This is a genomic window from Corynebacterium occultum (assembly GCF_009734425.1).
GTDB lineage: Bacteria > Actinomycetota > Actinomycetes > Mycobacteriales > Mycobacteriaceae > Corynebacterium > Corynebacterium occultum.
On the sequence record NZ_CP046455.1, the window covers coordinates 1,337,758 to 1,364,109 of the forward strand.

The 26,352-nt window shown below is 62.9% G+C and carries 26 protein-coding genes and 1 tRNA gene; 15 read left to right on the top strand and 12 right to left on the bottom strand.

Annotated elements, in window-relative coordinates; all coding sequences use genetic code 11:
• Window positions 1-121: 121 nt before the first annotated feature.
• Together COCCU_RS06280 and COCCU_RS06285 are read left to right on the top strand one after the other, a co-directional pair.
• Window positions 122-1,120, top strand: a complete 999-nt coding sequence (locus COCCU_RS06280; protein WP_156230718.1) for an NAD(P)H-dependent glycerol-3-phosphate dehydrogenase — start codon at window positions 122-124, stop codon at window positions 1,118-1,120.
• A gap of 61 nt (window positions 1,121-1,181) precedes the next feature.
• Window positions 1,182-2,255, top strand: a complete 1,074-nt coding sequence (locus COCCU_RS06285; protein ID WP_156230719.1) for a D-alanine--D-alanine ligase family protein — start codon at window positions 1,182-1,184, stop codon at window positions 2,253-2,255.
• On the opposite strand, the gene COCCU_RS06290 is transcribed toward COCCU_RS06285, so the two are convergent.
• A complete protein-coding gene (locus COCCU_RS06290; RefSeq protein ID WP_156230720.1) occupies window positions 2,256-3,224 on the bottom strand; it encodes a DUF3515 domain-containing protein in 969 nt (322 codons plus the stop codon).
• Between the two features lie 42 nt (window positions 3,225-3,266).
• On the opposite strand from COCCU_RS06290, the gene COCCU_RS06295 reads away from it, so the two are divergent.
• Window positions 3,267-4,220, top strand: a complete 954-nt coding sequence (locus tag COCCU_RS06295) for a thiamine-phosphate kinase (RefSeq protein ID WP_156230721.1) — start codon at window positions 3,267-3,269, stop codon at window positions 4,218-4,220.
• A gap of 372 nt (window positions 4,221-4,592) precedes the next feature.
• Here the strand turns inward: COCCU_RS06295 and COCCU_RS06300 are convergent, their stop codons facing one another.
• Both COCCU_RS06300 and arsB read right to left on the bottom strand, forming a co-directional pair.
• Window positions 4,593-5,018 (bottom strand): arsenate-mycothiol transferase ArsC, encoded by a 426-nt coding sequence (locus COCCU_RS06300; RefSeq protein ID WP_156230722.1) that lies wholly within the window; start codon window positions 5,016-5,018, stop codon window positions 4,593-4,595.
• The gene (gene arsB / locus COCCU_RS06305; protein WP_156230723.1) at window positions 5,015-6,145 is read right to left on the bottom strand and encodes an ACR3 family arsenite efflux transporter; all 1,131 of its coding nucleotides are present in this window, start codon (window positions 6,143-6,145) and stop codon (window positions 5,015-5,017) included. The genes COCCU_RS06300 and arsB overlap by 4 nt, the downstream gene beginning before the upstream one ends.
• A gap of 82 nt (window positions 6,146-6,227) precedes the next feature.
• On the opposite strand from arsB, the gene COCCU_RS06310 reads away from it, so the two are divergent.
• Entirely contained in the window at window positions 6,228-6,575 is a 348-nt protein-coding gene (locus COCCU_RS06310) for an ArsR/SmtB family transcription factor (RefSeq protein ID WP_156230724.1), read from the top strand.
• An 8-nt stretch (window positions 6,576-6,583) separates the two neighbouring features.
• On the top strand, window positions 6,584-7,588 hold the full coding sequence (locus COCCU_RS06315) for an ArsO family NAD(P)H-dependent flavin-containing monooxygenase (RefSeq protein WP_156230725.1): 1,005 nt from the start codon (window positions 6,584-6,586) through the stop codon (window positions 7,586-7,588).
• A 183-nt stretch (window positions 7,589-7,771) separates the two neighbouring features.
• On the opposite strand, the gene COCCU_RS06320 is transcribed toward COCCU_RS06315, so the two are convergent.
• Window positions 7,772-8,023 carry a hypothetical protein gene (locus tag COCCU_RS06320; protein WP_156230726.1) on the bottom strand — a complete coding sequence of 84 codons (252 nt, stop codon included), beginning with the start codon at window positions 8,021-8,023 and terminating at the stop codon, window positions 7,772-7,774.
• A gap of 124 nt (window positions 8,024-8,147) precedes the next feature.
• Between COCCU_RS06320 and COCCU_RS06325 the strand changes: the two genes are divergently transcribed.
• From COCCU_RS06325 to COCCU_RS06355, 7 genes are all read left to right on the top strand, one after another.
• Window positions 8,148-8,819 carry a uracil-DNA glycosylase gene (locus COCCU_RS06325; protein ID WP_156230727.1) on the top strand — a complete coding sequence of 224 codons (672 nt, stop codon included), beginning with the start codon at window positions 8,148-8,150 and terminating at the stop codon, window positions 8,817-8,819.
• 11 nt (window positions 8,820-8,830) lie between these two features.
• Window positions 8,831-10,381, top strand: a complete 1,551-nt coding sequence (locus COCCU_RS06330; protein WP_156230728.1) for a DAK2 domain-containing protein — start codon at window positions 8,831-8,833, stop codon at window positions 10,379-10,381.
• Between the two features lie 25 nt (window positions 10,382-10,406).
• Window positions 10,407-12,542 (top strand): ATP-dependent DNA helicase RecG, encoded by a 2,136-nt coding sequence (locus COCCU_RS06335; RefSeq protein WP_156230729.1) that lies wholly within the window; start codon window positions 10,407-10,409, stop codon window positions 12,540-12,542.
• Window positions 12,543-12,570: 28 nt separating this feature from the next.
• The gene (locus COCCU_RS14650; RefSeq protein ID WP_231598893.1) at window positions 12,571-12,783 is read left to right on the top strand and encodes a biotin/lipoyl-containing protein; all 213 of its coding nucleotides are present in this window, start codon (window positions 12,571-12,573) and stop codon (window positions 12,781-12,783) included.
• A gap of 6 nt (window positions 12,784-12,789) precedes the next feature.
• Window positions 12,790-13,386 carry a 16S rRNA (guanine(966)-N(2))-methyltransferase RsmD gene (rsmD, locus tag COCCU_RS06345; RefSeq protein WP_156230731.1) on the top strand — a complete coding sequence of 199 codons (597 nt, stop codon included), beginning with the start codon at window positions 12,790-12,792 and terminating at the stop codon, window positions 13,384-13,386.
• Window positions 13,387-13,406: 20 nt separating this feature from the next.
• Window positions 13,407-13,889, top strand: a complete 483-nt coding sequence (gene coaD, locus COCCU_RS06350; RefSeq protein ID WP_156232657.1) for a pantetheine-phosphate adenylyltransferase — start codon at window positions 13,407-13,409, stop codon at window positions 13,887-13,889.
• Between the two features lie 303 nt (window positions 13,890-14,192).
• A complete protein-coding gene (locus tag COCCU_RS06355; RefSeq protein ID WP_156230732.1) occupies window positions 14,193-14,921 on the top strand; it encodes an SPFH domain-containing protein in 729 nt (242 codons plus the stop codon).
• A gap of 207 nt (window positions 14,922-15,128) precedes the next feature.
• Here the strand turns inward: COCCU_RS06355 and COCCU_RS06360 are convergent, their stop codons facing one another.
• From COCCU_RS06360 to COCCU_RS06390, 7 genes are all read right to left on the bottom strand, one after another.
• Window positions 15,129-15,893 (bottom strand): amino acid ABC transporter ATP-binding protein, encoded by a 765-nt coding sequence (locus COCCU_RS06360; RefSeq protein ID WP_156230733.1) that lies wholly within the window; start codon window positions 15,891-15,893, stop codon window positions 15,129-15,131.
• Window positions 15,894-15,895: 2 nt separating this feature from the next.
• Window positions 15,896-16,834, bottom strand: coding sequence for an amino acid ABC transporter permease (locus tag COCCU_RS06365; RefSeq protein ID WP_156230734.1), 939 nt, complete (start codon window positions 16,832-16,834; stop codon window positions 15,896-15,898).
• 60 nt (window positions 16,835-16,894) lie between these two features.
• On the bottom strand, window positions 16,895-17,764 hold the full coding sequence (locus tag COCCU_RS06370; RefSeq protein ID WP_407924167.1) for an ABC transporter substrate-binding protein: 870 nt from the start codon (window positions 17,762-17,764) through the stop codon (window positions 16,895-16,897).
• 148 nt (window positions 17,765-17,912) lie between these two features.
• Window positions 17,913-18,869: a DUF368 domain-containing protein gene (locus COCCU_RS06375; protein WP_156230736.1), complete on the bottom strand. Its 957-nt coding sequence runs from the start codon at window positions 18,867-18,869 to the stop codon at window positions 17,913-17,915.
• A 189-nt stretch (window positions 18,870-19,058) separates the two neighbouring features.
• The gene (locus COCCU_RS06380) at window positions 19,059-19,622 is read right to left on the bottom strand and encodes a hypothetical protein (RefSeq protein ID WP_156230737.1); all 564 of its coding nucleotides are present in this window, start codon (window positions 19,620-19,622) and stop codon (window positions 19,059-19,061) included.
• Window positions 19,623-20,203: 581 nt separating this feature from the next.
• Window positions 20,204-20,488 carry a hypothetical protein gene (locus COCCU_RS06385; RefSeq protein ID WP_156230738.1) on the bottom strand — a complete coding sequence of 95 codons (285 nt, stop codon included), beginning with the start codon at window positions 20,486-20,488 and terminating at the stop codon, window positions 20,204-20,206.
• Between the two features lie 180 nt (window positions 20,489-20,668).
• Window positions 20,669-20,745, bottom strand: a tRNA-Leu gene (locus tag COCCU_RS06390).
• Between the two features lie 152 nt (window positions 20,746-20,897).
• Between COCCU_RS06390 and COCCU_RS06395 the strand changes: the two genes are divergently transcribed.
• The 3 genes from COCCU_RS06395 (at window position 20,898) to COCCU_RS06405 (ending at window position 25,578) form a co-directional block, all read left to right on the top strand.
• On the top strand, window positions 20,898-21,737 hold the full coding sequence (locus COCCU_RS06395) for an SDR family NAD(P)-dependent oxidoreductase (RefSeq protein WP_156230739.1): 840 nt from the start codon (window positions 20,898-20,900) through the stop codon (window positions 21,735-21,737).
• Between the two features lie 127 nt (window positions 21,738-21,864).
• A complete protein-coding gene (gene polA / locus COCCU_RS06400) occupies window positions 21,865-24,510 on the top strand; it encodes a DNA polymerase I (RefSeq protein WP_156232659.1) in 2,646 nt (881 codons plus the stop codon).
• Window positions 24,511-24,624: 114 nt separating this feature from the next.
• Complete coding sequence (locus COCCU_RS06405; protein WP_156230740.1) at window positions 24,625-25,578, top strand: vWA domain-containing protein; 954 nt, start codon at window positions 24,625-24,627, stop codon at window positions 25,576-25,578.
• On the opposite strand, the gene COCCU_RS06410 is transcribed toward COCCU_RS06405, so the two are convergent.
• On the bottom strand, window positions 25,575-26,342 hold the full coding sequence (locus COCCU_RS06410) for a class I SAM-dependent DNA methyltransferase (protein WP_156230741.1): 768 nt from the start codon (window positions 26,340-26,342) through the stop codon (window positions 25,575-25,577). The genes COCCU_RS06405 and COCCU_RS06410 overlap by 4 nt on opposite strands.
• Between the last annotated feature and the right edge of the window lie 10 nt (window positions 26,343-26,352).

Here is a 26,352-nt window from a genome sequence, read left to right on the forward strand (position 1 = left end):
CGCAGAATCGTGGCGCGCGCATCGCAGGACACACCCGTCCAGTGGTACCGGAGACAGCGTTCCGTAGAATCTCGGGAGCACGGCTAAGTATTTTCTAGGTTGGGTGGAAGGCGGACATCACATGGTCAACGTTTCGGTGATGGGGGCAGGATCCTGGGGGACCACCCTGGCAAAGATTTTCGCGGACGCCGGCAACCGGGTCACCCTCTGGGCACGGCGCGAGGAACTGGCCACCACCATCCGGGAGACCCACACCAACCCCGACTACCTGCCCGGCATTGAACTACCTGTCGCCATCAACGCCACCACCGACCCGGCCGACGCCCTCGACGGGGCGGAGATCGTGGTCTTCGCCGTCCCTTCCCAGACCATGCGCGAAAACCTCAGCGCCTGGCGAGAGCTGCTCCCGGCCGACGCCACCCTGGTCAGCATCTCCAAGGGCGTGGAGAAGAACACCCACCTCCGGATGAGCGAGGTCATCGCTGAACTCACCGCTGTGGACCCGCAGCGCATCGTGGTGCTCTCCGGACCCAACCTGGCCCGTGAGATCGCCGAGGAACAACCCGCCGCCACCGTCATCGCCGGGGTGGACGAGAACCGCGCAAAACTGGTGCAGGCGGCGGTGGCCACCGCCTACCTACGGCCCTACACCAACACCGATGTCATCGGTGCGGAAATCGGCGGCGCCTGTAAAAACGTCATCGCTCTCGCCTGCGGCATGGCGGCCGGCAGGGGACTGGGTGACAACACCCTCGCCACCGTCATCACCCGCGGACTCGCCGAGATCACCCGCCTGGGGGTGGCCCTCGGAGCAGAGGAACGCACCTTCGCAGGGCTCGCCGGCCTCGGCGACCTAGTGGCCACCTGTACCTCCACCCTCTCGCGTAACCGCAGCTTCGGGGTCCGCCTCGGAGAGGGCGGCACCCTCGAAGAAGCCATGAAAGCCACCAAGGGACAGGTCGCCGAAGGCGTCATCTCATCCTCCTCAATCTGGCAGCTGGCCCAGGAACACCAGGTGGAAATGCCCATCACCCAGGCGGTCTACGCCGTCTGCCACCGCGGCATGGAGGTCGGCGACATGGTGGTCGCCCTCATGGGGCGATCCCGCAAGGCCGAATAGTCCCACAAATCCGGGGGTTGCTGCCCACCCGTGTCCGGGGTCACGGCTAAGCTGCCAACTTGTGAGCAACATCGAGCAGCAGCGAATCCGAGTCGCCGTCATCTACGGCGGCCGCAGCCCCGAGCACTCCGTCTCCTGCGTCTCCGCAGGTGCCGTGATGAGCCACCTCGACCCCGAGAAGTACGAGATCATCCCGGTCGGCATCACCCAGGAGGGAATGTGGACCATCGGTGAATCCGACTACTCCCGCCTTCGAACCCAGGACCGGGTCCTGCCCGTGGTCGAGGCCCGCGAGGAACTCAAACTCTCCCTCAACCCCGGACAGCGCGGCCAATTCCACACCACCGATGGTCAGCTCCACGCCACCGCAGATGTCATCTTCCCCGTCCTCCACGGCCCCTGCGGAGAGGACGGCACCATCCAGGGACTCTTCGAACTCTCCGGCGTGCCCTACGTGGGCAATGGTGTCCTCGCTTCCGCAGCCGGCATGGACAAGGAATTCACCAAGAAGCTGATGCTCGCCGTCGGCCTGCCCATCACCCCGGAACTGGTGCTGCGCGCCGGGGAGGAGTTCCCGGCGAAGGAGAAGGAGCGCCTGGGGCTGCCCGTCTTCGTGAAGCCGGCCCGGGGTGGTTCCTCCATCGGCATCTCCAAGGTCACCGCCTGGGAGCAGCTGAATGCCGCCATCGCCCTGGCGCGTGAGCATGATGAGAAGGTGATCATCGAGGCGGAGATCGTCGGTGATGAGGTGGAGGTCGGTGTGCTGCAGCTTGCCGACGGCCGCGTCATCGCCTCGGTGCCGGCGATGCTGGAGCACACCTCCGAATCCGCCGAAGGTTTCTACGGCTTCGAGACCAAGTACCTCGATGATGTGGTCACCGCCGCCATCCCCGCCCCCTACAGCGAGGAGGTCACCACCAGGCTGCAGGAATTGGCGGTGCACACCTTCACCGCCCTGAACTGTGAGGGCCTGGCCAGGGTGGATTTCTTCCAGACCGCCAAGGGCCCGGTGCTCAATGAGATCAACACCATGCCGGGTTTCACCCCGATCTCCATGTACCCCCAGGTTTTCGCCGCCAGCGGCGTCGACTACCCCGAGCTTCTCGACGCCCTCGTCCAGCGCGCCCTGCGCTGATTACTGCTCTGCGGTGTGCGCCGCGATGGCCTCACCCAGGGTGACCACCGCTGAGTTACCTGAGGCCTGGGGGACATTGACGGCGATGTCGATGTCACGGCCCAGGGCGAACCAGGTGGAGGACGTGGTGCCATTGGCCAGGGTGGTGTCCTCGAACCAGGGGATCTCGTTGACCTGGTTCAGGGTCTCACCGGCACGGTAGTTCGCCGGGGGCTCAACCCCGCAGTGCAGGACCACCGGCTCCAGACCGGTGGAGATCCAGGCCGCGGCGGTCTCAGGGTTCAGACCAGTCCCCTCGATATCGGCGCGGGTGTAGGTGAGGTCGCTGCCGAAGCTTTCGGGGAGGTTGTTCATCAGCTCGGCGCAACGCTCACCGGGATCCGCCACCTCAGCCATATCTGCCAGGGGAGTGGGGAAGGGTTGCACCTTCTCCTCCGCAACAGTGGCGAGGGCTGCCGCGAGATCAGCGGCCGGCGCGGCGGTGTCCATCGCCAGGGCATCCTCTGACACCCGGTAGAGGGTCAGTGCGATATTGGGACTGCGGTTGACGGTGTACCAGGTCTCCAGAGAATCACCCGCGGTCGGATCAACCACCTGCAGCCACTCTGTTCCCGCAATCTCCTGGATTTCAGAGAGTGCAGTGTACTGGAAGGGCAGGTTCACCCCGCAGCGCAGGGTCAGCTCATCCTGCTGGCCGCTGATCCAGGCGGCGGTACCGGCCGGAACTGGTTCCGCCAGCTCGGCGCGCTGCAGGCCGGCAACCTCCTCGGGGAGTTCCTCCAGCACGGCGGCACAGGTCGGGTTATCGGAGTCGGTGCCCGGCAGTTCAGAGATCTGCACGGGGGTGCGTCCCGCCTGATCAGAAACATAGCGGGCACCAAAAAGCACGCCCAGAACCAGCAGAAGGGCAAGCCCAAGGGCGATCAGTGCCGGCGTGCGGCTAAATTGGGTGGAGTTGTCGGTGCTCATGACCTCCAAGCCTATCGCTGGAGGGAAGGAAGGTAGGAATCTGTGCCCAGCTCAGCAGGACCCACGATCGGAGAAGCCGGCGAACATGCCGCCATTGCGGAAATCATCGCCGCCGCCCCCTCCTCACGCAATGGGGATGATGCGGCTGTGCTGACCCAGGCCACCCCCAACTCCCGGACCGTGGCCACCGTGGACATGCTCATCGAGGGCCGTCATTTCAACCTCGAGTGGTCCACCCCGGCCGAGATCGGGCACAAGGCGATCGTGCAGAACTTCGCTGATATCCAGGCGATGGGAGCACGTCCCATTGCCGCTCTCCTGGCAATCTCCGCCCCGCCGAGCACTCCGCTCTCCTTCCTCCGTGAGTTGGCCACCGGGGTTTCCGAGCGGGTCAATCAATTCTCCGCCGAACTTGTGGGCGGTGATCTGACCGCAGGCGATAACCTGGTGGTTTCGGTCACCGCGATCGGCCTGCTGGGTGGTTCCCTGCCCGAACTGACCCTGGACCGCGCCAAGTCAGGGCAGAAGGTGGTGGCCTCCGGGAAGATCGGCGCCTCCGCCGCCGGCCTGGCCCTGCTGCAGCGTTTCGGCCGGGACTTCCCCTTCCAGTTCACTGAGCTGGTGGCATCCCACTGCACCCCGCATCTGTCCCCTGGGCGGGGGGTGATTGCACGTGCCACCGGTGCCACCGCCATGACCGATAACTCCGATGGCCTGATCGTGGATCTATCCACCATCGCCAAGCGTTCCGGAGTCAATATCGACCTGAATCGTGAGGCGATCGCACCTTCTCCACTGATGGTGGAGGCCGGGGAACTCCTGGGTGTCGACCCCTGGGAATGGGTGCTTACCGGGGGAGAAGACCACACCATGTTGGCCACCACCGCTGGGGAAGCTCCCTCCGGGTTCCGCAGCATCGGCAAGGTGCAGCGCGGGGAAGGCGTGAGCATCGACGGGCAGGAACCGGAGTATGAGACCGGGTGGGTGAGTTTCTAGCTACCGGCGCCGGAGAGGTGCAGCTCGATCCCGTTTCGGTTGAGTCCCGGAGAGTGGCGTTTCTGCCTTTCGATAAAACAGGCGGCGTGATGGTGTCAGGGATCAGCACTGGGCCCGATGTTGAGTCTGGCTCACAGGACCTTCTGAAGAGCTTCGCCGGCATCGGACTGAAAGTGCCCACCGGGCAGTGATCTTCCCGTTCTCAATACAGATACGTTGCCGCATTGTCGAGGTGCTGAGCCGCAGGCCGGACGGGGTCAGGGTTTTCTCGGATAAGTACTGAAAAGAGTCCCTGATGCCCCGTGCCCTCTCCGGTGTTTCTTCGGTGGGATCGGACAATTCCCCGTCCAGGTAGTGCTTACCGGGGAGGGGTTAGGTCATGGATGAGGAGAGGTCAGTGATCAGACCCTGGACCCGGGCGTCGATGTCATCGCGGACCAGACGCATGCGCTCCAGACCCTCGATACCGCGCTCCGAGGGTTCGTCGGTGACCCAGCGTTCCAGGGTGCCCTGGGCGTCGGCGGGCATCTCCAGCTGGGCATCGGCACCGAGGATGATCACCCGGTCGACGCGCTTGAGCAGTTCGGGATCAATACCCTTGGGCGAGCCCTTCGACATGTCGGCACCAGCCTCGGCGATGACCTCGATGGATGCGGCGTTGAGCTTGGCACCCGGCTTGGTGCCGGCGGAATGGATCTCGAGCTGCTCGCCGGCGTGTTTCTCGGCGAGCGCTGCGGCCATCTGGGACTTGCCGCCGTTGCCGACGCAGAGGAACAGGACAGAAGGTTGGTTGCTCATGAGGGGATGGTCTCCTTGTTGTGAGAGGGCTGGGAAGAAGTAGAACGGGTAGGCGGCAGGGTGGGATCGCCGGGGAAGAGTTTCGGTCCCAGCCACAGCATGACGTAGACCAGGCCGACGAGCACAGGAATCTCGATCAACGGGCCGATTGTGCCGGCCAGGGCCTGGGCAGAGGTTGCCCCGAAGGTACCGATGGATACTGCGATAGCGAGTTCGAAGTTGTTGCCCGCGGCGGTAAAGGATACTGAAGCCGACTGGGCGTAGCCCATGCCGGAGAGCTTGGAGGCGGCCAGGGAGACGAAGAACATGCCGACGAAGTAGATCAACAGCGGTACGGCCAGACGTACCACGGTCCAGGGCTGGGAGGTGATCTGCTCGCCCTGCAGGGAAAACAGCAGAACGATGGTGTAGAGCAGGCCGATCAGGGACAGCGGGGAAATGGCGGGCAGGAACTTCGACTCATACCAGCGTCGCCCCTTGGTCTTCTCGCCGATGACACGGGAGAGCACACCGGCGAGCAGGGGGATACCGAGGAACACGAGCACCGAGGTCACGATCGACCAGAAGGAGAATTCCGCGGAGGTGGTCTCCAGGCCCAACCAGGAGGGCAGCACCTGGAGGTAGAACCAGCCGAGGACGCCGAACATGATGACCTGGAAGATGGAATTGAGGGCGACGAGCACGGCCGTTGCCTCCCGGTCACCGCAGGACATGTCACTCCACACCAGCACCATGGCGATACACCTGGCCAGTCCCACGATGATCAGGCCGGTGCGCAGTTCCGGTTCTTCGGGCAGGAAGGTCCAGGCCAGGGCGAACATCAGTGCCGGGCCCACAATCCAGTTGAGGATGAGTGAAACACTCATCAGGCGTTTGTCCTGGGCGATTTGTCTGGTCTTGTCGTAGCGGACCTTGGCCAGTGGTGGGTACATCATCACCAGCAGTCCCAGTGCGATCGGCAGGGAGATCCCACCGACCTCCATGGAACCGAGGAAAGTGGACAGTCCGGGGACGCCGCGGCCCAGAAGGAGGCCGAGCGCCATCGCGAGGATGATCCAGACCGGAATATATTTGTCGAGGAAGGAAATGCGGGCGGGTTGTACCCGGGTCTGGGTGGGTGCGTTCATGCGTCACCTCTCGGTAGTATTGATGCTTGTCAATACTCAAACTACTTCCCATATCGACATGCGTCAATATATAGTGGGGGGCATGACCACCGCACAGATTCTTCCTCTGACCGACCTGTCCGAGTGTTGCACGCTCGCCACCGGCCCCTTGGCCGATGATGAGGCGGAGCGATACGCCGCCCTGTTCAAGGTGCTGGCCGAACCGGTACGGTTGCGTCTGCTGTCCCAGTTGGCCGCCGGTGGCTGTGGGCCGGTCAGTGTCAATGAGCTCACGCAATTGATGGGGTTGAGTCAGCCGACAATCTCCCATCACCTGAAGAAGATGACCGACGCCGGTCTGCTGGAGCGCACACGCGAGGGCCGCACCGTCCTGCACCGGGTACGTCCGGAGCTGTTCGCTGAGCTGCGCACCGTCCTGCAGATCGGCTGATCGCACCCATGACGCAACATGGCGAGGACATCTACGAGGCAATCATCATCGGCGGTGGTCAATCCGGCCTGGCCACCGCCTATTATCTGCTGCGGGCAGGGGTGAACACCCTGGTTCTGGATGATCAGCCTTCCCCTGGTGGGGGATGGCGGCACGTCTGGCCGTCGATGACGTTGTTTTCCACCGCCGAATTTTCCAATCTGCCCGGCTGGCCCATGCCTTTTTATGAGGGGTTCCCCCCGGCTTCCCATGTGGTGGACTATCTCACCGCCTATGAGCGGCGTTACCAGGTTCCGGTGGAACGCCCGGTCACCGTTGACAGAGTCGATTATGACGGTGAGTACTACCGCATTCAGGCAGGGGAGCGGGCGTGGTCGGCCAAGAACATAGTCTCAGCTACCGGCACCTGGTCCGCCCCCTTTGCCCCGACCTATCCTGGAATATTTGCCGGCACCCATTGGCATTCAGCTAACTATCCCGGTGTCGCACCCTTCCGGGGTGAGCGTGTGGCGGTGGTGGGTGGGGCCAATTCCGGAGCCCAGATCGCCGCGGAGCTCACCCGGGTGGCGGAGGTGACCTGGTACACCCGTGAGCAACCGCGCTGGATGCCTGATGAGGTGGATGGTCGGGTGCTGTTCCGCCGCAACCGGCAACGCGCCCTGGCCATCCAGCGCGGTGAACCTGATCCCGGGGCAGATTCAGAGCTGGGCGATATTGTGGTACTCCCCGAAGTGCGCGAGGCCCGGGACTCAGGCAGGTTGGTGGCCACGCCGATGTTTTCCTCCCTGGATGAGGTCGACGCTGACCACCTGATCTGGTGCACCGGGTTTCGCCCGGCGATCAGGCCGGTACGTCGACTCCTCGCCAATGGTCCGCCGAAACATCCGGGCCTCCATGTGGTCGGTTACGGCGACTGGACAGGTCCGGGGGCAGCAACGATCACCGGTGTCGGACCTCATGCCAAACAGGCCGCTCAGAAGATCGCCGCATCGGTGGGCAAGACCGTGAAATAACTCGCCACGGCGGGGGCGGCGCAGAGTAGTGCGGCAACGACTAAAAAACGTAGCCAATAAGTGCGCCAGGTGACCGGAACTCCTGCCCTTTTTGCTACCGAACTCTCCCTTGGAGCGACCGCCGCAGCCGCTTATCGACGTCGCGAGGCCACCCACCACGCCTTGCTCAACTCCGCCTTCCGTTTAAACCCGATCGTGCTTCCTGCTCCGCACCCGGAAAAGAGTCCAGATGAGCAGCCCCAGCACCGGGGCAAGAAGGGTCACCAGGAACCAGAGGCAGGTGTCCACCCGAGAGGCACCGCGACGCCGCTCCGCGAAAGCCACTGTTCCGGCGATCAGCAGAAAGATCAGCGGAACAGTCATCCAGACGATGTCATAGGTGGCGGGGAGGAGAATACTGTCCGAACCCTCCAGGGGAAGTTCTGTTGTGGTCACCGCGTCACCTTAATTCTTCTGAGCTTCATTAACCGCCGGAAACTATAGCGATACTCGGGGTGCACCGAGAGGGGATGTATTGCCCACCCCCCAGTCACCCTCCCCAGGCCCTAGAATCGGGCCCATGAATGAGCACCAAGACCTGCCGGTACACCCCAGCTGGCTGCCTGCCCTTGAGCCGGTGGCTGATCAGATCCACCAGATGGGGGATTTTCTCCGCGCCGAGAGTGATGCCGACCGGGGTTATCTGCCCGCCGGTGGTGATGTGCTGCGTGCCTTCACCCACCCCTTCGAGGAGGTGAAGGTGCTGATCATCGGCCAGGATCCCTATCCCACCCCGGGGCATGCGATGGGACTGAGCTTCTCCACCCAGCCGGGGGTACGCCCTCTGCCGCGCAGCCTGGGAAATATCTTCAAGGAACTCAGTACCGATCTGGACATCCCCACACCCACCGACGGAGACCTGAGCCCCTGGTCGCGGCAGGGGGTGGCACTCTTCAACCGGGTGCTTTCGGTCCAACCCGGCAAGGCCGGCTCACATCGTGGCAAAGGGTGGGAGGAGATCACCGAGGTGGCGATCCGGGCGCTTGCGGCCCGTGAGCTGCCACTGGTGGCCATCCTCTGGGGCAGGGATGCCCAAGCCACCCAGAAATTCCTCGGCGACACCCCCTGCATCACCTCCCCGCATCCTTCACCCCTGTCCGCCTCCCGTGGTTTCTTCGGTTCCCGCCCCTTCTCCCGCGCCAATGAACTTTTGGCAGCCCAGGGCGCTGAAGCTGTGGACTGGCGGCTGTAGACTCCACATATATGTCCTATCCCACCGAGCTCGATGGCCCCCGGATGCGCAATTGGGCGGTCCGGGCCGTCGCGGAACTCTCGGCGCGCCGCGCCGAGATCAACGCCCTCAACGTCTTCCCGGTACCGGACGCCGACACCGGTTCCAACATGACCCACACCATGGAGGCGGCGTTAAGGGAGGTGGAGAAACTTGATGAGAAGGAAGCCAAGGATGCGGTCCGCGTCGCCGAAGCCCTGGCCGTCGGCTCGGTCCGTGGGGCACGTGGCAACTCCGGGGTGGTGCTCAGCCAGGTGCTGCGCGCCGTGGCGCAGGCCGCGGTCGACGGTCGGGTGGACGGGGCGTCGATAAGCCAGTCCCTGTCCATTGCGGTGCAGCTGGTCGACACCGCGATCTCCGACCCCGTCGAAGGAACCGTCATCACGGTGCTCCGCGCCTCCGCCATCGCCGCCCGAGACATCGGCGGTGAATTGCATGAGGTGGTCGCCGCCGCCGTGCACGCAGCCCGGATCGCCCTGGCCAAAACCCCTTCCCAACTCGATGTACTACGCGAAGCCGGGGTCGTGGACGCAGGCGGCCAGGGTTTCGTGGTGATCATGGAAACCCTGCTGGCCGAAATCGAGGGCGGCACCATCCGGGAACTGCCCATCGGGGTGGAAAGCCACGGCAAGGTCATCCCGATAGAGGTCATGTTCTACTTCTCCGGCCCGAAACTGGATGAACTGGAACAGGAACTCCACGACCTGGGTGACAGCCTGCTGATCGCCCGGGATTCGGATATCGGCGGCACCGTCCACATCCATTCCTCCCAACCCGGCGCGGTCATCGAGCAGGCCTATGCGATGGGGGCGGTTTCTGAGCTGCGCCTGGAGGTCCTGCCTGAGGCCCCGCAGGTTGCCCCACCCACCAGGGTGGTCGTCGCGATCACCCCACGTGGTTCGATCGCCCAGCTCTACCGGGAGTCCGGTGCCCTGGTGGTCAGTCCCGGTGGGGATGTGGTCTCCGAGATCATCGCCGCGGTGCGCCGCAGTGGGGCGGAAGAGGTCATCCTCCTGCCCAATGGGCTGCTCAACCGTCGTGAAATGGTGTCGGTGGAAAAAGCCAGCCATGCTTTCGAACAGACCATCACGCTTCTGCCCACCGGCCGGCTGGTCAGCGGCATCGCCGCACTGTCCGTCCATGATCCGGAGGAACCCCTCGGGGTGGCCGCCTATGCGATGGCAGAGGCCGCGGGTGCGATGCGCACCGCCATTCTGCGTCGCGCGGAAAAGGCCGCGTTGACCCAGGTCGGGCCCTGCGCACGCGGGGATATCCTCGCCACCACCCAGTTGGGTGAGATCATCCTGGTCGCCGAGGATCTCATCGACGCCCTCCTGGGTACCTGTCGCCGCCTACTCGAGGCAGGTGGGGAACAGGTCACCCTGCTCGCCTCCCCGAAGGTGATCGGCAAGCTCAAGGGGGAAGAGATCGTGAAGAATCTGGGGCGCACCGGGGTGGGTGTCGAGGTGATGATCTATCCTGCAGAGGGAATGGAACATCTGATCGAAATCGGCGTGGAATAACCGCCGCAGAACGAAGGAGCTGCAGATGCTGGGCTGGAGCGATGAGCGGAAACTGGCCGATATTCTTCCCGCCAAGGAAGCCCGGGCCATCAAGAAGGCCTTCGGTTACACCACCGCGGCGGAACTGCTCCAGCACTATGCCCGGGACTACTCCCGCCACGGCTCCGGTGTCAACGTCGAAGCCGCCGCGGAAGGGGATGTGGTCACCTGCGTCGGCGAGGTGACCTGGGCGAACACCTCCTACACCTCCACCGGCAAGCTGATGCACCGCATCGTCATCTCCGATGGCCGCACCATGCTCACCGCCACCTTCTTCCAGGCCAAATTCCCCGCCACCCAGCTCAAGGTCGGGGTGCGTGCGATGTTCTCCGGCAAGCTCGGTTTCTACCGTGACACCCCCCAGATCTCCCACCCCGACTACCTCCTGCTTCCCGCCGAGGACCAGCGTGGTGCCACCCGGAAAGTTGGGACTGGTGGGCTCCGGAACCTCGCCGCCTACGGTGACATCTCAGATGTGGATGCCCTGCTCTCCGAACGGGATTTCCTCGCCGTCTACCCGGCCAAGAAGGGCATGACCTCCTGGCGGCTGATGGGTGCCATCCACCAGGTGCTGGCCACCCTGCCGAAGGTCGAGGAGCCACTCGGCTTCACCCCCGAAGGCATGGTCAGCTTTGATGATGCCATCCGGGGCATCCACGAACCCGGCCCCGAAGGCCCCGAAGCGCACCGCCGCCGCCTCAAGTACAACGAGGCCTTGAGCCTGGCCATTGTCATGGCGCTACGCCGCGCTGACACCGAGAACCGCAGGGCATCAGCCTGCCCGCCGATTGCCGGGGGGCAGCAGGAACGGTTGCGCGCCGGGTTGCCTTTCCCGTTGACCCGGGGTCAGGAGCAGGTGATCGCGGAGATCACCGCGGATCTTTCCGCTGTCACCCCGATGAGCCGCCTTCTTCAGGGTGAGGTGGGTTCGGGCAAAACTGTGGTGGCCCTGCTGGGCATGCTGCAGGTGGTGGATGCGGGGCGGCAGTGCGCCATGCTGGCACCCACCGAGGTGCTCGCTGTGCAGCATGGTAGATCTTTGACCACCATGTTGATGAACGCCGGGGTGGAAGCCTCGGTGGTGGTGCTCACCGGGTCCATGTCCGTGGCCCAGAAACGTCAGGCCCTGCTTGATATCGTCTCCGGGCAGGCCGACATCGTGGTGGGTACCCATGCCCTGATCCAGGACACCGTGGAGTTCTTTGATCTCGGCATGGTGGTGGTGGATGAGCAGCATCGTTTCGGTGTGGAGCAGCGGGATCGGCTGCGTGGCAAGGGGCGGGATGAGATGACCCCCCATCTGCTGGTGATGACCGCAACGCCGATTCCACGCACCATCGCCATGACCGTTTTCGGTGACCTGGCGGTGTCCACCCTGCGGGAGTTGCCTGGGGGGCGTAAACCCATTCAGTCCTCGGTGGTGCCGGCGACCCTGCGGCCGAAGTGGATGACCCGGGCCCTGGAGCGGATCCGGGAGGAGGTCGAGGCCGGGCATCAGGCCTATGTGGTCTGTCCCCGCATTGAGAAGGAGGGCGGGGTGCTGGCGGTTCATGATGCGTTCAGCCGGTTCTCTTTCGAGGGCCTGAGCCTTGCGGTGCTGCATGGCCGGATGAGTGGTGAGGAGAAGGATCGCGTGATGGCGGATTTCGCCGCAGGCGGCATTGACATCCTGGTCTCCACCACGGTCATCGAGGTTGGTGTGGATGTGCCCAATGCCACCGTCATGCTGGTGCTGGAAGCCGAGAACTTCGGGGTCTCCCAGCTGCACCAGCTGCGGGGTCGCGTCGGTCGAGGGGGGCACGCCTCCCTCTGCCTCTTCCACACAGGTATCGAGGATGAGCTGCATCCGGCACTGGGCAGGTTGCAGGCCATCGCGGACACCTCTGATGGTTTCCGTCTGGCGGAGATCGATCTCCTTTCCCGGCAGGAGGGTGATGTGCTGGGTACCAGTCAGTCCGGCACGGACCGAAAGGTCAAGATGCTGTCCTTTACTGAGGATCTGGAGATCATTGAACAGGCGAACCGGGATGCTGCCAGGCTGGTGGCCCGGGACCGCGAGCTGGCGGAACGTCTGGTCACCGATATCGCCGTGGACAACCAGGAGTACCTGGAGAAGAGTTAGACCCGGGGGCTGCGTTAAGCTGGGGATCATGAAAATTTGCGCACCCTTCGCAGGCATCGTGCACTATCGGGTCGCCGAGGGCGCCCTGGTGAACACCGGTGATGAACTGGCCACCGTCGAAGCCGTGAAACTGGAGGCCCCTGTGCTCGCCCCCGGCCCCGGGGTCGTCGCCAAGCTGGCGATGGCGGACTTCACCGACGTCATCGGTGGCGAAGAACTGCTCGAACTCAAGGAGGCTTAAGACACCATGGGACAGACCCGCATCATCTCCGGCGAAGCCCGGGGCCGCAAGATCAACGTGCCCCCGGCCGGTACCCGACCCACCAGTGACCGTGCCCGGGAAGGGCTCTTCTCCTCCCTGCAGGTCCGCTTCGGCTTTGAAGGTGCCGTCGTCCTCGATCTCTTCGCCGGATCCGGGGCACTCGGTCTGGAAGCCGCCTCCCGCGGCGCCGAGGAAGTCGTCCTGGTGGAAAGTGACCCCCAGGCAGCTGAGATCATCCGCGCCAACATGACGGTGGTCCGACACCCCCGCACCAGCCTGGCGGAAATGAAATGCTCCACCTACCTGGCCTCGGCCCCCCTGGAGCACTTCGACATGGTCCTGGCCGACCCACCCTATGAACTGGCCGAGGAATCCGTCCGCGACATGATCGAGGCACTGCGGCCTGCACTTATCGACGGCGCGGCCGTGGTCGTTGAACGGCACGTAGACTCGCCCGAGACGGACTGGCCGGCGGACTTCGTGCCGACCACCCAGAAACTGAAGAAGCGCACCTACGGCATCGCCCGCATGGACATGGCTGTCTTCCACCGTGAAGGTGCCGAAGCGCACCCGAAGAACTGACAGATGAAGGTAGTTGAGTGATGAAGGCAGTGTGCCCGGGCAGTTTTGACCCGGTGACCACGGGACACCTGGACATCTTCGCCAGAACCGCCGCCCACTTCGAGGAAGTGGTGGTGCTGGTGACCGGAAACCCCGCCAAGAGAACGGGCCTGTTCAGCATTGAGGAACGGATGGACCTGATTCGGGAAGTCACCGCCGACATCCCCAACCTCAGGGTGGACAACTGGGCCGGTCTGCTGGTCGACTACACCAGCGCCCACGGCATCAATGCCCTGGTCAAGGGGCTTCGCAGCTCCCTGGACTATGAATATGAACTGCCCATGGCCCAGATGAACCGTCGCCTGACGGGAGTGGACACCTTCTTCCTGCTCACCGATGAAAAATACGGCTACGTCTCATCCAGCCTGCTCAAGGAGGTGGCCAGGTACGGCGGGGATGTCTCCGGACTGCTGCCCGAACCAGTGGCCAAAGCCGTTGAGGTCAGGTTCCGGGAAGAGAACTAGCGCGGCCGGACGGCTGCTGCGCTACCCTCAAGGAAGCACCGCATCGTGGTTGCTGGGCGCTTCCGGCTTTGCCGTGGGTGTTCCCGATTGAACTGATGCGGACCGCTACGGCACGGCCTTACCAGGCCAACGGGGTTCAAGTCCCCTCCCTCCTGAAATGGGTTGCCGTCCGACTGGAACTTCTCCGGCGGCGGCCAGTGGCCCGGCCCGATCCTGTGCGCCAGGCACAGGGGACGCACCGATGCCCCGCCTCTGTCCGGCCCCGGGCCGGCGGCAACCCCCTGAACTTTACTGGGTGATCGCATGGGCATCTTCCGTTCTCGTTCCGCCGACCGCGGCTGGACCATGTATTCGCCGCTGTCAAGCGGCACAAGGTGGCAGCAGGGGTCCTTACGCTCTCCCGTGCCGCAGGTCGGACACGCCGTGCTGCGCCAGCGGGAAGGTGGGATCACCCGTCTTAGGGCTCGTGAGCTCTCCCGCCCGGGGGACCGTTTTCTACAGGTCGATCTGCGCCGACGTCTGATCCAGATGCACCCCCAGTCGATCCCCACCGCCGATGCGATGACCGTGACCATCACGCTGGCACTTTCGGCGCGCACCATTGAACCGGTCTCCTTTATCTCCGATTCCCAGGGCCCCGATGAGGAGATCTACCTCACCGCCCAGATTGCGCTACGCGAACTCGTCGCCGGACTCCCGTTGGAGTCCTTTGTCGGCGCCCGCATCGACCTGGCCCCGGTACTGACGGCCGCGCAAGAGGCTGCCGCAGCCGTCGGTGTGGAAGTAGCCGCCGTCCTGCTCAAGGATGTCAGTCTCCCTGCGGAATACTCCTCCGCGCTGCAGGAGTCCTTGGTGGCCAAGGTGAAATCCGAGACGGACCTGGAACGCGCCCGCAACGAGGTCAAGACCACCCGGGCACGGTTGGCCAGCGCCAAGGTGCTGGAACAGAACCCCGTGCTGGCGAAGATCCGGCTGCTCGAGGCACTACCACCGGGCTCGATCATCGAGGTCCGCGGCGAACCGTCCTCCTAAGGTGCCGTTGCACAGCGGAATGCCCGTTGAAAAGAGACGGTATTCCTGGCGGGCAGCTCATGGGGGATGATGATCTAATCAATCCCAGTTTTAACCACCGGTGTTGCAATGACCCCTGGAATCCGACTCTTAAGCCGAGGCAGGAAAAAACCCGGTCATCCAGAGTTGGATTGACCGGGCCGCAGACTCTTCACCAGCTGAAAGCGACTAGAGCAGGTTGGAGAGGAAAGCCCTAGTGCGTTCCTGCTGGGGGTTCTCCAGCACCTCCTGCGGAGTGCCTGCCTCCACGACCACGCCGCCGTCCATGAAGACAACCTGGTCGGCGACTTCCCGGGCGAAGTTCATCTCATGGGTGACCACCAGCATGGTCATGCCCTGGTTCGCCAGGTTCTTCATCACGCGCAGCACCTCGCCGACCAACTCGGGGTCCAGTGCGGAGGTGGGCTCATCGAAGAGCATCAGCTTCGGTTCCATGGCCACGGCGCGGGCAATGGCCACACGCTGCTGCTGACCACCGGAGAGCTGCACCGGGTAGGCGTCGGCCTTGTGCGCCAGACCCACATCGGCCAGCAGTTCCATGCCACGGGCCCGGGCCTGCTTGGGATTGACACCCTTGACCTGGATGGGCGCCTCGATGATGTTCTGCAGGGCGGTGCGGTGGGGAAAGAGGTTGAACTGCTGGAAGACCATGCCGATATCAGCACGCTGCCGGGCGGCGTCCTTCTCGGAGATCTCGTAGAGGTTACCGTCCTTCTCGCGGTAACCGATCAGTTCACCGTCGACATAGAGTCGGCCGGCGGTGACCTTCTCCAGGTGGTTCACACAGCGCAACAGGGTGGACTTGCCGGAACCGGAGGGACCGATCAGGCAGGTGACCTGTCCGGGTGCCACAGTCAGGTTGATGCCCTTGAGGACCTCGAGCTGGCCGAAGCTCTTGTGGACCTGCTGGGCCTGGATCATGGGGGTGCTCATGTTTAGTGGCCCTTCTTCTCGGGTTCGGGGATGACGGTGATATTGCCCGGCAGGGCACCCTCGGCATCAGCCAGGGCAGCAAGCTGACGGCCAGTGAGTTCCCGGGTGGCGCCGCGTTCGAAGTGCTTCTCCAGGTAGTACTGGCCGACCATGAGGATGGAGGTGATTACCAGGTACCAGGTGGCGGCGACCAACAGCATGGGGACCGGGTCGAAGAGGGCGTTGGCGATGTCCATGGAACGGCCGTAGAGCTCCAGGGAGTAGGGGACCGCCACCACCAGGGAGGTGGTTTTGAGCATGGAGATCAGCTCATTGCCGGTCGGGGGGATGATGATGCGCATCGCCTGTGGCATGACGGTACGGCGCATGGTCATCCACCAGCCCATGCCCAGTGCCTTGGAGGCCTCGAGCTGGCCCTCGGGGACGGACTGGATTCCGGAGCGGACGATCTCAGCCATGTAGGCGGCCTCATTGAGACCCAGACCGATCACGGCCAACAGGAACATATTGGAGAACAGACCCTGCAGGTCGAATTCCGCGAAACCAACGTTGATGGTCTGATACAGGGAGCCGAGCAGGCCCCAGAACACCAGCTGGACATACACCGGGGTGCCTCGGAAAACCCAGAGGAATACCCAGGCCACACCCTGGAGGACAGGGTTGGGGGACATGCGCATGATCGCCATGATGGCGCCCAGCACCACACCGATGATCATGGAGAGCACGGTCAGGGCGATGGTGTGCAGCGCGGCGGTGGCGATGCGGGTGTCGAAGAGATAGGCGCGGTAGGTGTCCCAACCGTAGGCCTCATTGGTCAGGGCACCGATGATGAACCAGGCGAAGAGCGCCAGGATGATGACGGCGGCGATCCAGCGCCCGGGGCGTCGGAGCGGGATGGCCTTGATGGGGGCGGTCCCGTTCGCGGTGAGGGAAGTTGTCATGGCAGGAGACTTTCTGGGTTTTAAGAGTCTGCGGGGCTTAAAGCATTAAGCACTAGATGATCAGGGATTCAGGTAATCCGTGGCGGCCGGGATGGGTGCTTCATTGATCAGGGCCTGATCCAACAGCCCCTCCTCGATATTCCACTGGGCCAGCACATCGGCATAGTCGCCGCTTTCGATCAGGTACTGCAGCGCCTGGGCGAAGGCGTAGCCGAGTTCGGAGTTCTTGGTGAAGGCGTAGCCATAGGGCGCGGCCTGAAACATCTCACCGGTCAGTTCCATCCGACCCTCGGAGCGTTCCACGGCCCAGGCGGTGATGGGGGAGTCAGCGGAGAAAGCATCGGCCCGGCCGAGCACCAGGGCGGTGGCGGCGGTGTCGGAGCTGTCATAGGAGAGCACCTCAATGGGCTCCTTGCCCTGCGCGATGCAGTCCTCGGATTTCGGCCGGACATCATCGGTCTCGGAGACGGTGGTGCGCTGCACGGCGACACTCAGACCACAGGCATTGTCGGGGTCGATATTGTCCCCGGGTTGTTGCGCCCACTGGACACCGGCATAGAGGAAGTTGATGAAGTCATAGTTCTCGCGGCGTTCCTCGGTGTCGGTGAAGCCGGAGCCTCCGAAGTCGAGGGTGCTGGCGGACACCGCCGGCAGGATCATGGCGAAGTCCTGCTCCACGGGGCGTAACTCCAGTCCGAGTACCCCGGCGGCGGCACGGGCCAGGTCGACCTCCATGCCGATGATGGAACCATCGGAGTCCTTGAACTCGAAGGGGGCGAAAGGTGGGTTGGTGCCCATGGTCAGTTCACCTCGGGCGGCGATCTCATCGGGGACGAGGGCGGAAATTTCCGGGACCTCGGCGGGGACGATCGCTTCCCAGCCTTCCGGATTGCCCTCTTCCACGTTGGTCACGCAGGCACTCAGCACCATGGCGGAGGTGATGATGGCCCCCACCGGCAAGACCCGGTGCCGTAATCGTGAATTTGGTTGATGCATGGGCAAAATTGTAGCCGCAACCTGTTTCCCGGCTGGAACCGGAGGATAAGGTTGCGGCTGTCCACATAGTGGAGGGGAAGGGTTAGACGGGTTTGGTCTCCTCGAGCACCACGGACTCCTTCGGGCCGAAACGCTCGGCGATGATGAAGCCCAGCACCACCACAGCACCCAGAACGATCATGCCGACCACACCCCAGACTTGGCCAGAGGGGGCGAGCAGTTCCGCATCGGAGCTCTGCCACGGCCAGAGGGCACGCAGGGAACCGAGCATCAGGCCGGACATGAACACCAGGGTGACGGTGCGGTAATTTTCCAGAATCCAGGTCAGGGCCTTGATGAAGAGGATGACACCGAGCAGGGCGCCGAGGATGAACACACCGATGACATCCCACTCCCGGTTGGAGAGGGAGGACATGATCGGGGCGTAGAGGCCCACGGCGAGCAGGAAGAAGGAACCGGAGATGCCTGGCATCACCAGGGCGCAGACCGCGACGGCGGCGGCCAGGAAGATGATGGTCAGGCTGGGGTTCTCCTGCGGTGCGGAAGTGAAGCCGGTGCCGATGAAGGAGATGACTGCACCGAAGATGAAGAGGAAGATCGCCAGCGGCAGCTTGCGGCGCAGATCTTTCGGATCCACCATGCCCAACGGCACCCAGATGGACATGGCGACCATGCCCAGGAAGAGGCCGCGGGCGATCTGCGGGTAGTCCTCCACGAAGTTGGAGAGGACGGTGGACATGGTGAAGACCATGAAGACCATGCCGATGCCGACTGCGGCGAGGAAGAGCCAGTCCACCTTGGCGATGGCCAGGGACAGGCGGGCGCGGTCCTTGACCGCGGTGCGCGCGACGTCAATAAGCGCGTTGCCGGTCGCCAGGGCCCGCTCATAGATGCCGACAACCAGTGCCACGGTGCCACCCGAGATGCCGGGGACAAGTTCGGCCATGCCGATCAGGGCACCCCGGATCAGGTTGGCAAGGGTACTGAGGAAGGTGTTTCTCGCCCGTCTCGGATAGACGTGCTGTGGTGTGGTTGTCATGTCTGGAGGAAGGTCCCGTTCTACTTGAATCGATGGTTGGGGATCGAACGGACAGTTTAGGCCACCAGTAGCCTGCGGGGGCAATGCAAAAATCTTCTCGAAGCCCCGGAGTGACGAAAAGCAGACCCGGGGACGCAGTGCACGTCCCCGGGTCTGTCCTTTTCCATGGTGTCTGAGTTGGTGTGTGGCCTAGCTGCTCATCAGGGTGCGCAGGCTGGAGGTCTTGCCGGGAGTGGAGGTGTCTCCGGAGCGCGGGGTGGTGTAGACGGCCTCCAGATAGGGGGTCTGATTCGCGCGGGGCTGCTCACAGAAGACTGCGACAGCCGGGACGATGGCGTTGCTGCCCAGCGGGACGCTGTCGGTGGTGGTGTCACCTTCGGCGAAGTAGCCGATGTGCTTGTAGGTGCGACGGGAATCCAGGAAGGTGTTGTCACGCCAGTCAGCGTTGATCTCGTCGTAGACACGCTTCTGATCCTCGGCTGTGGAGGCATCGGCGATCTGGGTTTCGATGCCGCGGATCACGTGCTCGGCGCCGACCATCGCACGGCACTCGACCACACCCTCGCCCCCGGTGTACTCGTGATCGGAGGTGAAGGTGACCTTGATGCGGTCTCCGGTGCCGGTCACGGAGACCTTGGAATCGGTGTCGAGGTGGAGATAGTCGTTCTCCGCTGCGTTGGCTGCGGTTGCGGTGGTGACGGTCAGGACGGATGCAGTGGCGGCCACGATCAGGGCCTTAGTGAGTTTGTGCATGCCACCATTTGTAGCTGAGAAAGAAATTAGTTTCTCGTCTTCAAGTAAGCCTTTTCATTAACTTCAATCTTAATGAAATCTCAGCAATGGGGGCATTTAAGGTATGACCTTAGGGGTTGTGCTGCGAGGTGGGGATTGATGTTTTAGTGTGGACAATTCACATTTCCCGGGATGAGGTGGTGCCGGAGTGGGATAAATGCAGCTCAAGGTGAGTTTTTTGGGGCTCGGGCGGATAATTTACGGAGAGGGTGGGCGGTTGTGGCGGCCGGAAAGTTTCCTGGCGTCACCCCCACCTGGCTGGTGGCGGGGGAGGTTAGGTCTGGCGCGAATGGGGGCAGCTGTCGGGGGTGGCGGAAGTCCTCGTTGTCGGGGTCATTTTAGCTGCTAAAGTATGGTGTCGAAGAAAATGGGGGCAGGGGTTATGGGTGTTTCCCCCAATTGGGGTTGCAAAAATTGGGTGAGAATGTATGGGTGACGTCTGAATCGGGGGCAGGGCTTGTGGGTTACTCAGACAATGAAGAAGCCCATCTGTCTTCCTCAGGTGGGTGGGAAAGGCGGATGGGCTGTTTATCTCCGCAGGTTTAGCGCAGCGCACCGGTGATCGTGGTGATGATGATGCCGAGCAAGGTCGTCACCACAGCGCCGATCAGCCAGTCCTTGCCCAGATCGGAACTACCCTGCTGCAATTCCGCCTCAGTGCCCGCACCCTCCTGGAGATCATCCACGGCACTGCTGCCGATCTTGAACTCCGCCGGCAGGGTCTCCAACGAACCCTGGACCTCCTCGGAGCTTTGGGCGTGGGCAACCGGAAGGGTGCCGAGCGTCAGGGTTGCAGCGGTGGCCAGGGCAATGAGGGAACGACGCATGGAAAAGGCTCCTTGATAAATCCGTGGTGAAGCTTGTGGGTGGTGCTTTCAGTGGATAAGGGTAGTCTGCCGCGGATGGAGGGTGGGTGTGGGATGCAGTACCCGACCCGGTCACCCCTTGAGGGTAGCTAAGGGAAAACCCCTCCTGGCAGGAAGATCTTCCTGCCAGGAGGGGTTATATGGTGCCCCAGGTGGGACTCGAACCCACACTGGACGGGTTTTGAATCCGTTGCCTCTGCCAATTGGGCTACTAGGGCTTAATTCCAGGTTGTGATGGAGAGTTTAGACCAGCTCGAGTTTAGGGCGCCAATCACCCACCCGGAAAGCCCCCTGCAGCGGGCGGAAGGCGGCGTTAAAGTGGCGGTACACTAGGGGGGAAACTAATCCTGGTGTGCTCGTGTGGGGGAAGATGATGCGGACGATAGTGATCACCGGAGCCAGTGATGGAATCGGTGCCGAAGCAGCCCGGCAGCTATCAGAAGCCACCGTAGATAAAGATCAGCAGCTGGTCCTGATCGGCCGTTCCCCGGAGAAGACCCGCCGTATCGCGGAAGAACTCGGGGCAGCCCACCATCTGGTCGACTACACCAGCCTGGATTCCGTCAGGGTGCTGGCAGCTACCCTCAATGAGAAATATGGGCGCATCGATGTGCTGGCCAATAATGCCGGGGGAGTGTTCAGTGGCCCGGTCCGCACCGTCGATGGTTTCGAGCGCACCTTCCAGGTCAATTATCTGGCACCTTTTCTGCTGACCCATCTGCTGATGGAGAAGCTGATGAGCAGTCAGGCGAATGTGGTCTTCAACTCCAGCTTCACCTCCTGGATGATGGGGAAGATTGATCTCCATGACCTCAGTGGCTGGGGAAATTTCAGCATCAACCAGGCTTATGCCAACTCCAAGTTGGCGGTCAACATCTTCAGTGAGCAACTGCATCAGCGCTATCACCGGCAGGGGATCTCCACTGTGTCCTTTTCCCCGGGGATGGTGGCCACCAATGTGGTTCGGGAATCCGGTTATGAGCCTGGCCCGAGGCTGAAGAAACTGGCGGCACCCTTTCTCACCCCACTGGATCGTGCCGGTGGCCGCCTGGCGTATTTCATCAGCGGTGAACCGGGCCGGGACTGGGAGTCAGGAAAATTCTATGGCTCGAACCTCAAGCCCGGTCGCCACACTAAACTCTCTCAGAGCCCCCGCCTTTCGGAACGGGTCTGGGAGCTCAGTTCTCAGATGCTGGCCATTCGCTGGTGAGCCGTGGGGAAGCGGCGTTCGGTAATACCCCTGCCCCGCTGGGTCCTCCCCTTGACCTAGACTCGGCAGGGTGAGTGAGAACACCGATCTGAACACGACTGACAGCACCGGCGAGCGGCCGCGCCTCCTGCTCATCGACGGCCATTCGATGGCTTTCCGGGCATTCTTCGCGCTGCCGGCCGAGAACTTCTCCACGACCGGCGGGCAACACACCAACGCCGTCTACGGCTTTCTCTCGATGCTGGCCAATATCCTCAAGGAGGAGCAGCCGAGCCATGTCGGCATCGCCTTCGACGTGGGGCGGAAGACTTTCCGCACCGATCTTTTCCCGGCGTACAAGGCTCAGCGTGAGGCCACCCCGGAGGAGTTCAAGGGGCAGGTCGGCCTGATCAAGGAGGTGCTGGAATCCCTCGGCATCACCACCATGGAGCAGGAAAATTATGAGGCCGATGACATCATCGGCACTCTGGTCACCCAGGCCCGATCCAACTATGAGACGGTCATCGTCACCGGTGACCGTGACTACCTGCAGCTGGTCGATGAGAACACCACCGTGCTCTACCCGATGCGTGGGGTGTCCACCCTGCATCGCTTCACCCCGGCGGCAGTGGAGGAGAAGTACGGCCTGACCCCGCAGCAGTACCCGGATTTCGCGGCCCTGCGGGGCGATCCCTCCGATAACCTGCCAGGTGTTCCCCGCGTTGGTGAGAAGACCGCCACCAAGTGGATTCTGGAGTACGGCTCCCTGGACAATCTGCTGGATAATGCCGACAACATCAAGGGGTTGGCAGGTGAGAACCTCAGGGAGCGAATCGACCAGGTTCGGATGAACCGTGATCTGACGGCCATGGTCACCGACATGGATCTGCCGCTCGGGCCAGATGATCTGGTTCCGGGTGAGGCGAATGTCGCCGCTATCGCCGAGCGTTTCGATGAGCTGCAGTTCGGCACCAGCCTGCGGGAACGCATCCTCGCCTCCGTCAACGCGGACAATGGCGCCCAGGTCGAGCCGGTCCCAGCCGCTGAGGTCACCATCGACACCGGTTCGCTGGCCGAGTGGCTGACTGCCCGTGAGGGACAGCCCCTGGCCATGGCGGTTGCTGGTGTCGGCACGCCCGCCAGCGGTGACGCGGACGCCCTGGCGCTTATCGACGTCGCGCACCACGCCTTCGCCGCCGATCTCGCCGAGATCAGCCCGGCGGAGGAAAAGGTCCTGGCACAGTGGTTGAGTTCCGAATCCCCGAAGATCCTGCACGAGGCCAAGTCCGTCTTCCACATGCTCGCCGGCCGTGGTTTCGAACTGAACGGCATCAGCCATGACACCGCCATCGCCGGTTACCTGTTGCGGCCTGGCCAGCGCACCTATGAACTCAAGGATGTCTACCAGCGTCACCTCCAACGCCAGCTGTCCGACCCGGAGGAAGCCGCCACCGGACAACTCAGTCTGTTGGACAGCGGGGAAGCCTCCCGCGCCCTGGTCGATCAGGCCCTGGCCATCCTGGAGCTGGCGGAGGAGCTGACTGTCCTGCTCCAGGAGATCGACAGTTTCGAGCTCTACGCCGACCTGGAACTGCCCCTGGTGGGGATCCTGGCACGCATGGAGGCCGCCGGCATCAAGGTGGATGTGCCCACCCTGGAGGAACAGCTGGAAAGCTTCGTGGAACAGGTTGCCGAGGAAGAGTCCGCCGCCCGGGAGCTGGCCGGTGACCCCAGCCTCAACCTCTCCAGCCCCAAGCAGCTGCAGGTTGTCCTCTTCGAAACCTTCGGCATGCCCAAAACCAAGAAGACGAAGACCGGTTACTCCACCGCGGCCAAGGAGATTGAAGCTCTCGCGGTCAAGCATCCCCACCCCTTCCTTGACCACCTCCTGGCACATCGCGAGTACCAGAAGATGAAGACCACCCTGGAAGGGTTGATCAAGACCGTCAACGGTGACGGGCGAATCCATACCACCTTCAACCAGACGGTGGCCTCTACGGGGCGACTCTCCTCCACGGACCCGAACCTGCAGAACATCCCGGTACGTACCCCGGCGGGCCGGAAGATCCGCTCCGCCTTCGTGGTCGGCGAGGGCTATGAAACCCTGCTCACCGCCGACTACTCCCAGATCGAGATGCGCGTGATGGCACACCTCTCCGGCGACCCGGGGCTGGTGGAGGCCTACCAGGCGGGCGAGGACCTCCACAATTACGTCGGCTCCAAGGTCTTCGACGTGCCCATCGACGGGGTCACCCCGGAACTGCGCCGCCGCGTGAAGGCCATGTCCTATGGCCTGGTTTATGGACTCTCCGCCTTCGGTCTCTCCCAACAGCTCAATATCTCCCCGGCGGAAGCCAAGCAGACGATGGAGAGCTACTTCGAACGCTTCGGTGGGGTCAAACGTTACCTCGCCGAGGTGGTCGATGAAGCCCGCCAGGTTGGCTACACCTCAACGCTCTTCGGACGTCGCCGCTACCTTCCGGAGCTGACCTCCGATAACCGCGTGGCCCGGGAGAATGCCGAACGTGCCGCCCTCAACGCCCCGATTCAGGGTACCGCGGCTGACATCATCAAGGTCGCCATGATCCGCGTGGACCGTGAACTGCGCAAGGCCCAGGTCACGTCCCGGGTGCTGCTCCAGGTCCATGATGAACTGGTCGTAGAGGTCTCCCCGGGTGAGCTGGAACAGGTCCGGGGCATCGTGGAAAAGGAGATGGACTCCGCGATCACTCTGGCGGTGCCGCTCGAGGTGTCTGCCGGGCATGGATTGAACTGGGACAACGCCGCGCACTAGAGTATCGATGGGCGGGGACGGGGTGGTTGCCTGGGTTTGAGGCGGGAATTTTTAGAAAAATTGATAAATTCATGATATGAAAATAGTTCTTTCCTACGAACCGTGAGGAATGTAATGCTCAATTTCCAGCGTGTGGCTGCTGTCGGCCTTGGTGCAGCAGTGGTGGCGACTGCTCTGACCCCCGCGGCCAATGCGATGATCGCGCCCAGGGACGTGGTCATCGTCATGGACACCACTTCATCCATGCGCAACGAGATCGCCTGGGCCAAGGAGGATGCCCGGGACATCGCCCAGCAGGTGCTCTCATCCCACCCGGATTCGCGGGTTGGCTTCGTGCAGTACAAGGACTGGGCCAGCCCGATGCCCAATGGCAGGGGCCAGCTGGCCGGGGCTGTTTCTGAGTTGCCGCTAACCAGAAATGCCGCTGAATTCACCTCGGTGGTGGCTTCGTTGAGGACTGATGATCCGGGTAACACCAGCATCCCGGAAGCAGTCTATTCCGGCATCCTGGTTGCGGTGGACCAGCAACCCTGGCGCGAGAACGTGGGGCGAAACATCATCGTTATCGGTGATGCCCCAGCGGATGACCCGGAATACAAGACCTGCCTGAGCAAACAGGATGTGATCGCCGCCCTGGATCCCCGGGACCTGAGCATTCGGATCAATCAGGACCACGGTTTCGGTTATAACCCTAACCGCAACGTGGCGGACTGTACCCGGGAGATGCCGGCAGGCCCTTCCATTCCGCTCAACGGGGAGAAGCAGCAGCTGATGAAGCCCCGGGTGGACATCCTCTCCCCGGATGGTGACCCCGGCCCGGAGCTCAGGGAGATCGCGCAAACCTATGGCGGTAAGAGCTACGAGTACGGCGATAATCCGACCTGGGGAATCACTGATGTGCTCGATGACATCTACATCGGTGGCTCGCCCCTGATCTCGGGGAGTTCCGGAAGCTCCCAGATCACCCTGGATGATGCCAACAGCTGGATTACGGCACTTTCCGCCATCATCGGCACCCTGACCGGTCTGGCGGGGATACTCGGCCCGCTGCTTCGTCAGTTCGCCTAATACGGTAACCGGGCAGTGAAGATCGCGGTGCCGGGGAAGATCCGCCCCCGCTCCGGAGACCACTGACCCCAATTCTGGGTCAGCTCTTCGGGCCACTCCGGTTCAAGCATGTCTTCGATGATGAAACCGGCTTTTCCCAACGCCCGGATGTGATCGCCGACCTTGTGCTGGAATTCGGCGTAGGTGGGGGTGCCCGCCTCATCGAATTCGGTGTAGCCCTCCTCGAAGTAGCTGGCGTAGACCTGGAAGGAATTCGGGTCATCGACGAAGATCCACCGCATCGGATGGTTGACCGAATAAACGAAACGTCCACCCGGAACCAGTACCCGTGACACCTCGGCGAAGAGGGCGTCCAGGTCACGGATGAAGGGGATGGCCCCGAAGGCGGAGAAGGCCACTTCGAAGGAATGGTCCAGGTAGGGAAGGTGCAGGGCATCGGCCTGTACCAGGTGGGCCCCATGATTCTTGCCCGCCCGGGCCAGCATGCCGGCGGAGAGATCGAAGGCGGTGATGAACCCGACCCCGTCCTCCGCCAACCAGCGGGAACAGGGTGCGGAGCCACAGCCGATCTCCAGAACTCGGGACTCCGAGACATCACCGAGTAGCCTGACTTCGCCTTCTGTAAGCATCTCGGGGCACCAATTGAAACCCTGTAGATATTCCGGGTGGGCCCGGTGGTAATCCTCGGCATCGCTATCCCAGTGAAAGCGGTTTGCACGTGCGATTTCCGGGGCTGAAGGGGGTGGTGGGAAAGAGTTCGACATGATGAAGATT

Coding starts and splice junctions, on each gene's coding strand:
- COCCU_RS06280 (WP_156230718.1), top strand. CDS start 122: ATGGTCAACGTTTCGGTGATGGGGGCAGGATCCTGGGGGACCACCCTG.
- COCCU_RS06290 (WP_156230720.1), bottom strand. CDS start 3,224: ATGAGCACCGACAACTCCACCCAATTTAGCCGCACGCCGGCACTGATC.
- COCCU_RS06300 (WP_156230722.1), bottom strand. CDS start 5,018: ATGAGCAACCAACCTTCTGTCCTGTTCCTCTGCGTCGGCAACGGCGGC.
- arsB (WP_156230723.1), bottom strand. CDS start 6,145: ATGAACGCACCCACCCAGACCCGGGTACAACCCGCCCGCATTTCCTTC.
- COCCU_RS06310 (WP_156230724.1), top strand. CDS start 6,228: ATGACCACCGCACAGATTCTTCCTCTGACCGACCTGTCCGAGTGTTGC.
- COCCU_RS06315 (WP_156230725.1), top strand. CDS start 6,584: ATGACGCAACATGGCGAGGACATCTACGAGGCAATCATCATCGGCGGT.
- COCCU_RS06325 (WP_156230727.1), top strand. CDS start 8,148: ATGAATGAGCACCAAGACCTGCCGGTACACCCCAGCTGGCTGCCTGCC.
- COCCU_RS06330 (WP_156230728.1), top strand. CDS start 8,831: ATGTCCTATCCCACCGAGCTCGATGGCCCCCGGATGCGCAATTGGGCG.
- COCCU_RS06335 (WP_156230729.1), top strand. CDS start 10,407: ATGCTGGGCTGGAGCGATGAGCGGAAACTGGCCGATATTCTTCCCGCC.
- COCCU_RS14650 (WP_231598893.1), top strand. CDS start 12,571: ATGAAAATTTGCGCACCCTTCGCAGGCATCGTGCACTATCGGGTCGCC.
- rsmD (WP_156230731.1), top strand. CDS start 12,790: ATGGGACAGACCCGCATCATCTCCGGCGAAGCCCGGGGCCGCAAGATC.
- coaD (WP_156232657.1), top strand. CDS start 13,407: ATGAAGGCAGTGTGCCCGGGCAGTTTTGACCCGGTGACCACGGGACAC.
- COCCU_RS06355 (WP_156230732.1), top strand. CDS start 14,193: ATGGGCATCTTCCGTTCTCGTTCCGCCGACCGCGGCTGGACCATGTAT.
- COCCU_RS06360 (WP_156230733.1), bottom strand. CDS start 15,893: ATGAGCACCCCCATGATCCAGGCCCAGCAGGTCCACAAGAGCTTCGGC.
- COCCU_RS06365 (WP_156230734.1), bottom strand. CDS start 16,834: ATGACAACTTCCCTCACCGCGAACGGGACCGCCCCCATCAAGGCCATC.
- COCCU_RS06370 (WP_407924167.1), bottom strand. CDS start 17,764: ATGGTGCTGAGTGCCTGCGTGACCAACGTGGAAGAGGGCAATCCGGAA.
- COCCU_RS06375 (WP_156230736.1), bottom strand. CDS start 18,869: ATGACAACCACACCACAGCACGTCTATCCGAGACGGGCGAGAAACACC.
- COCCU_RS06380 (WP_156230737.1), bottom strand. CDS start 19,622: ATGCACAAACTCACTAAGGCCCTGATCGTGGCCGCCACTGCATCCGTC.
- COCCU_RS06385 (WP_156230738.1), bottom strand. CDS start 20,488: ATGCGTCGTTCCCTCATTGCCCTGGCCACCGCTGCAACCCTGACGCTC.
- COCCU_RS06395 (WP_156230739.1), top strand. CDS start 20,898: ATGATGCGGACGATAGTGATCACCGGAGCCAGTGATGGAATCGGTGCC.
- COCCU_RS06405 (WP_156230740.1), top strand. CDS start 24,625: ATGCTCAATTTCCAGCGTGTGGCTGCTGTCGGCCTTGGTGCAGCAGTG.
- COCCU_RS06410 (WP_156230741.1), bottom strand. CDS start 26,342: ATGTCGAACTCTTTCCCACCACCCCCTTCAGCCCCGGAAATCGCACGT.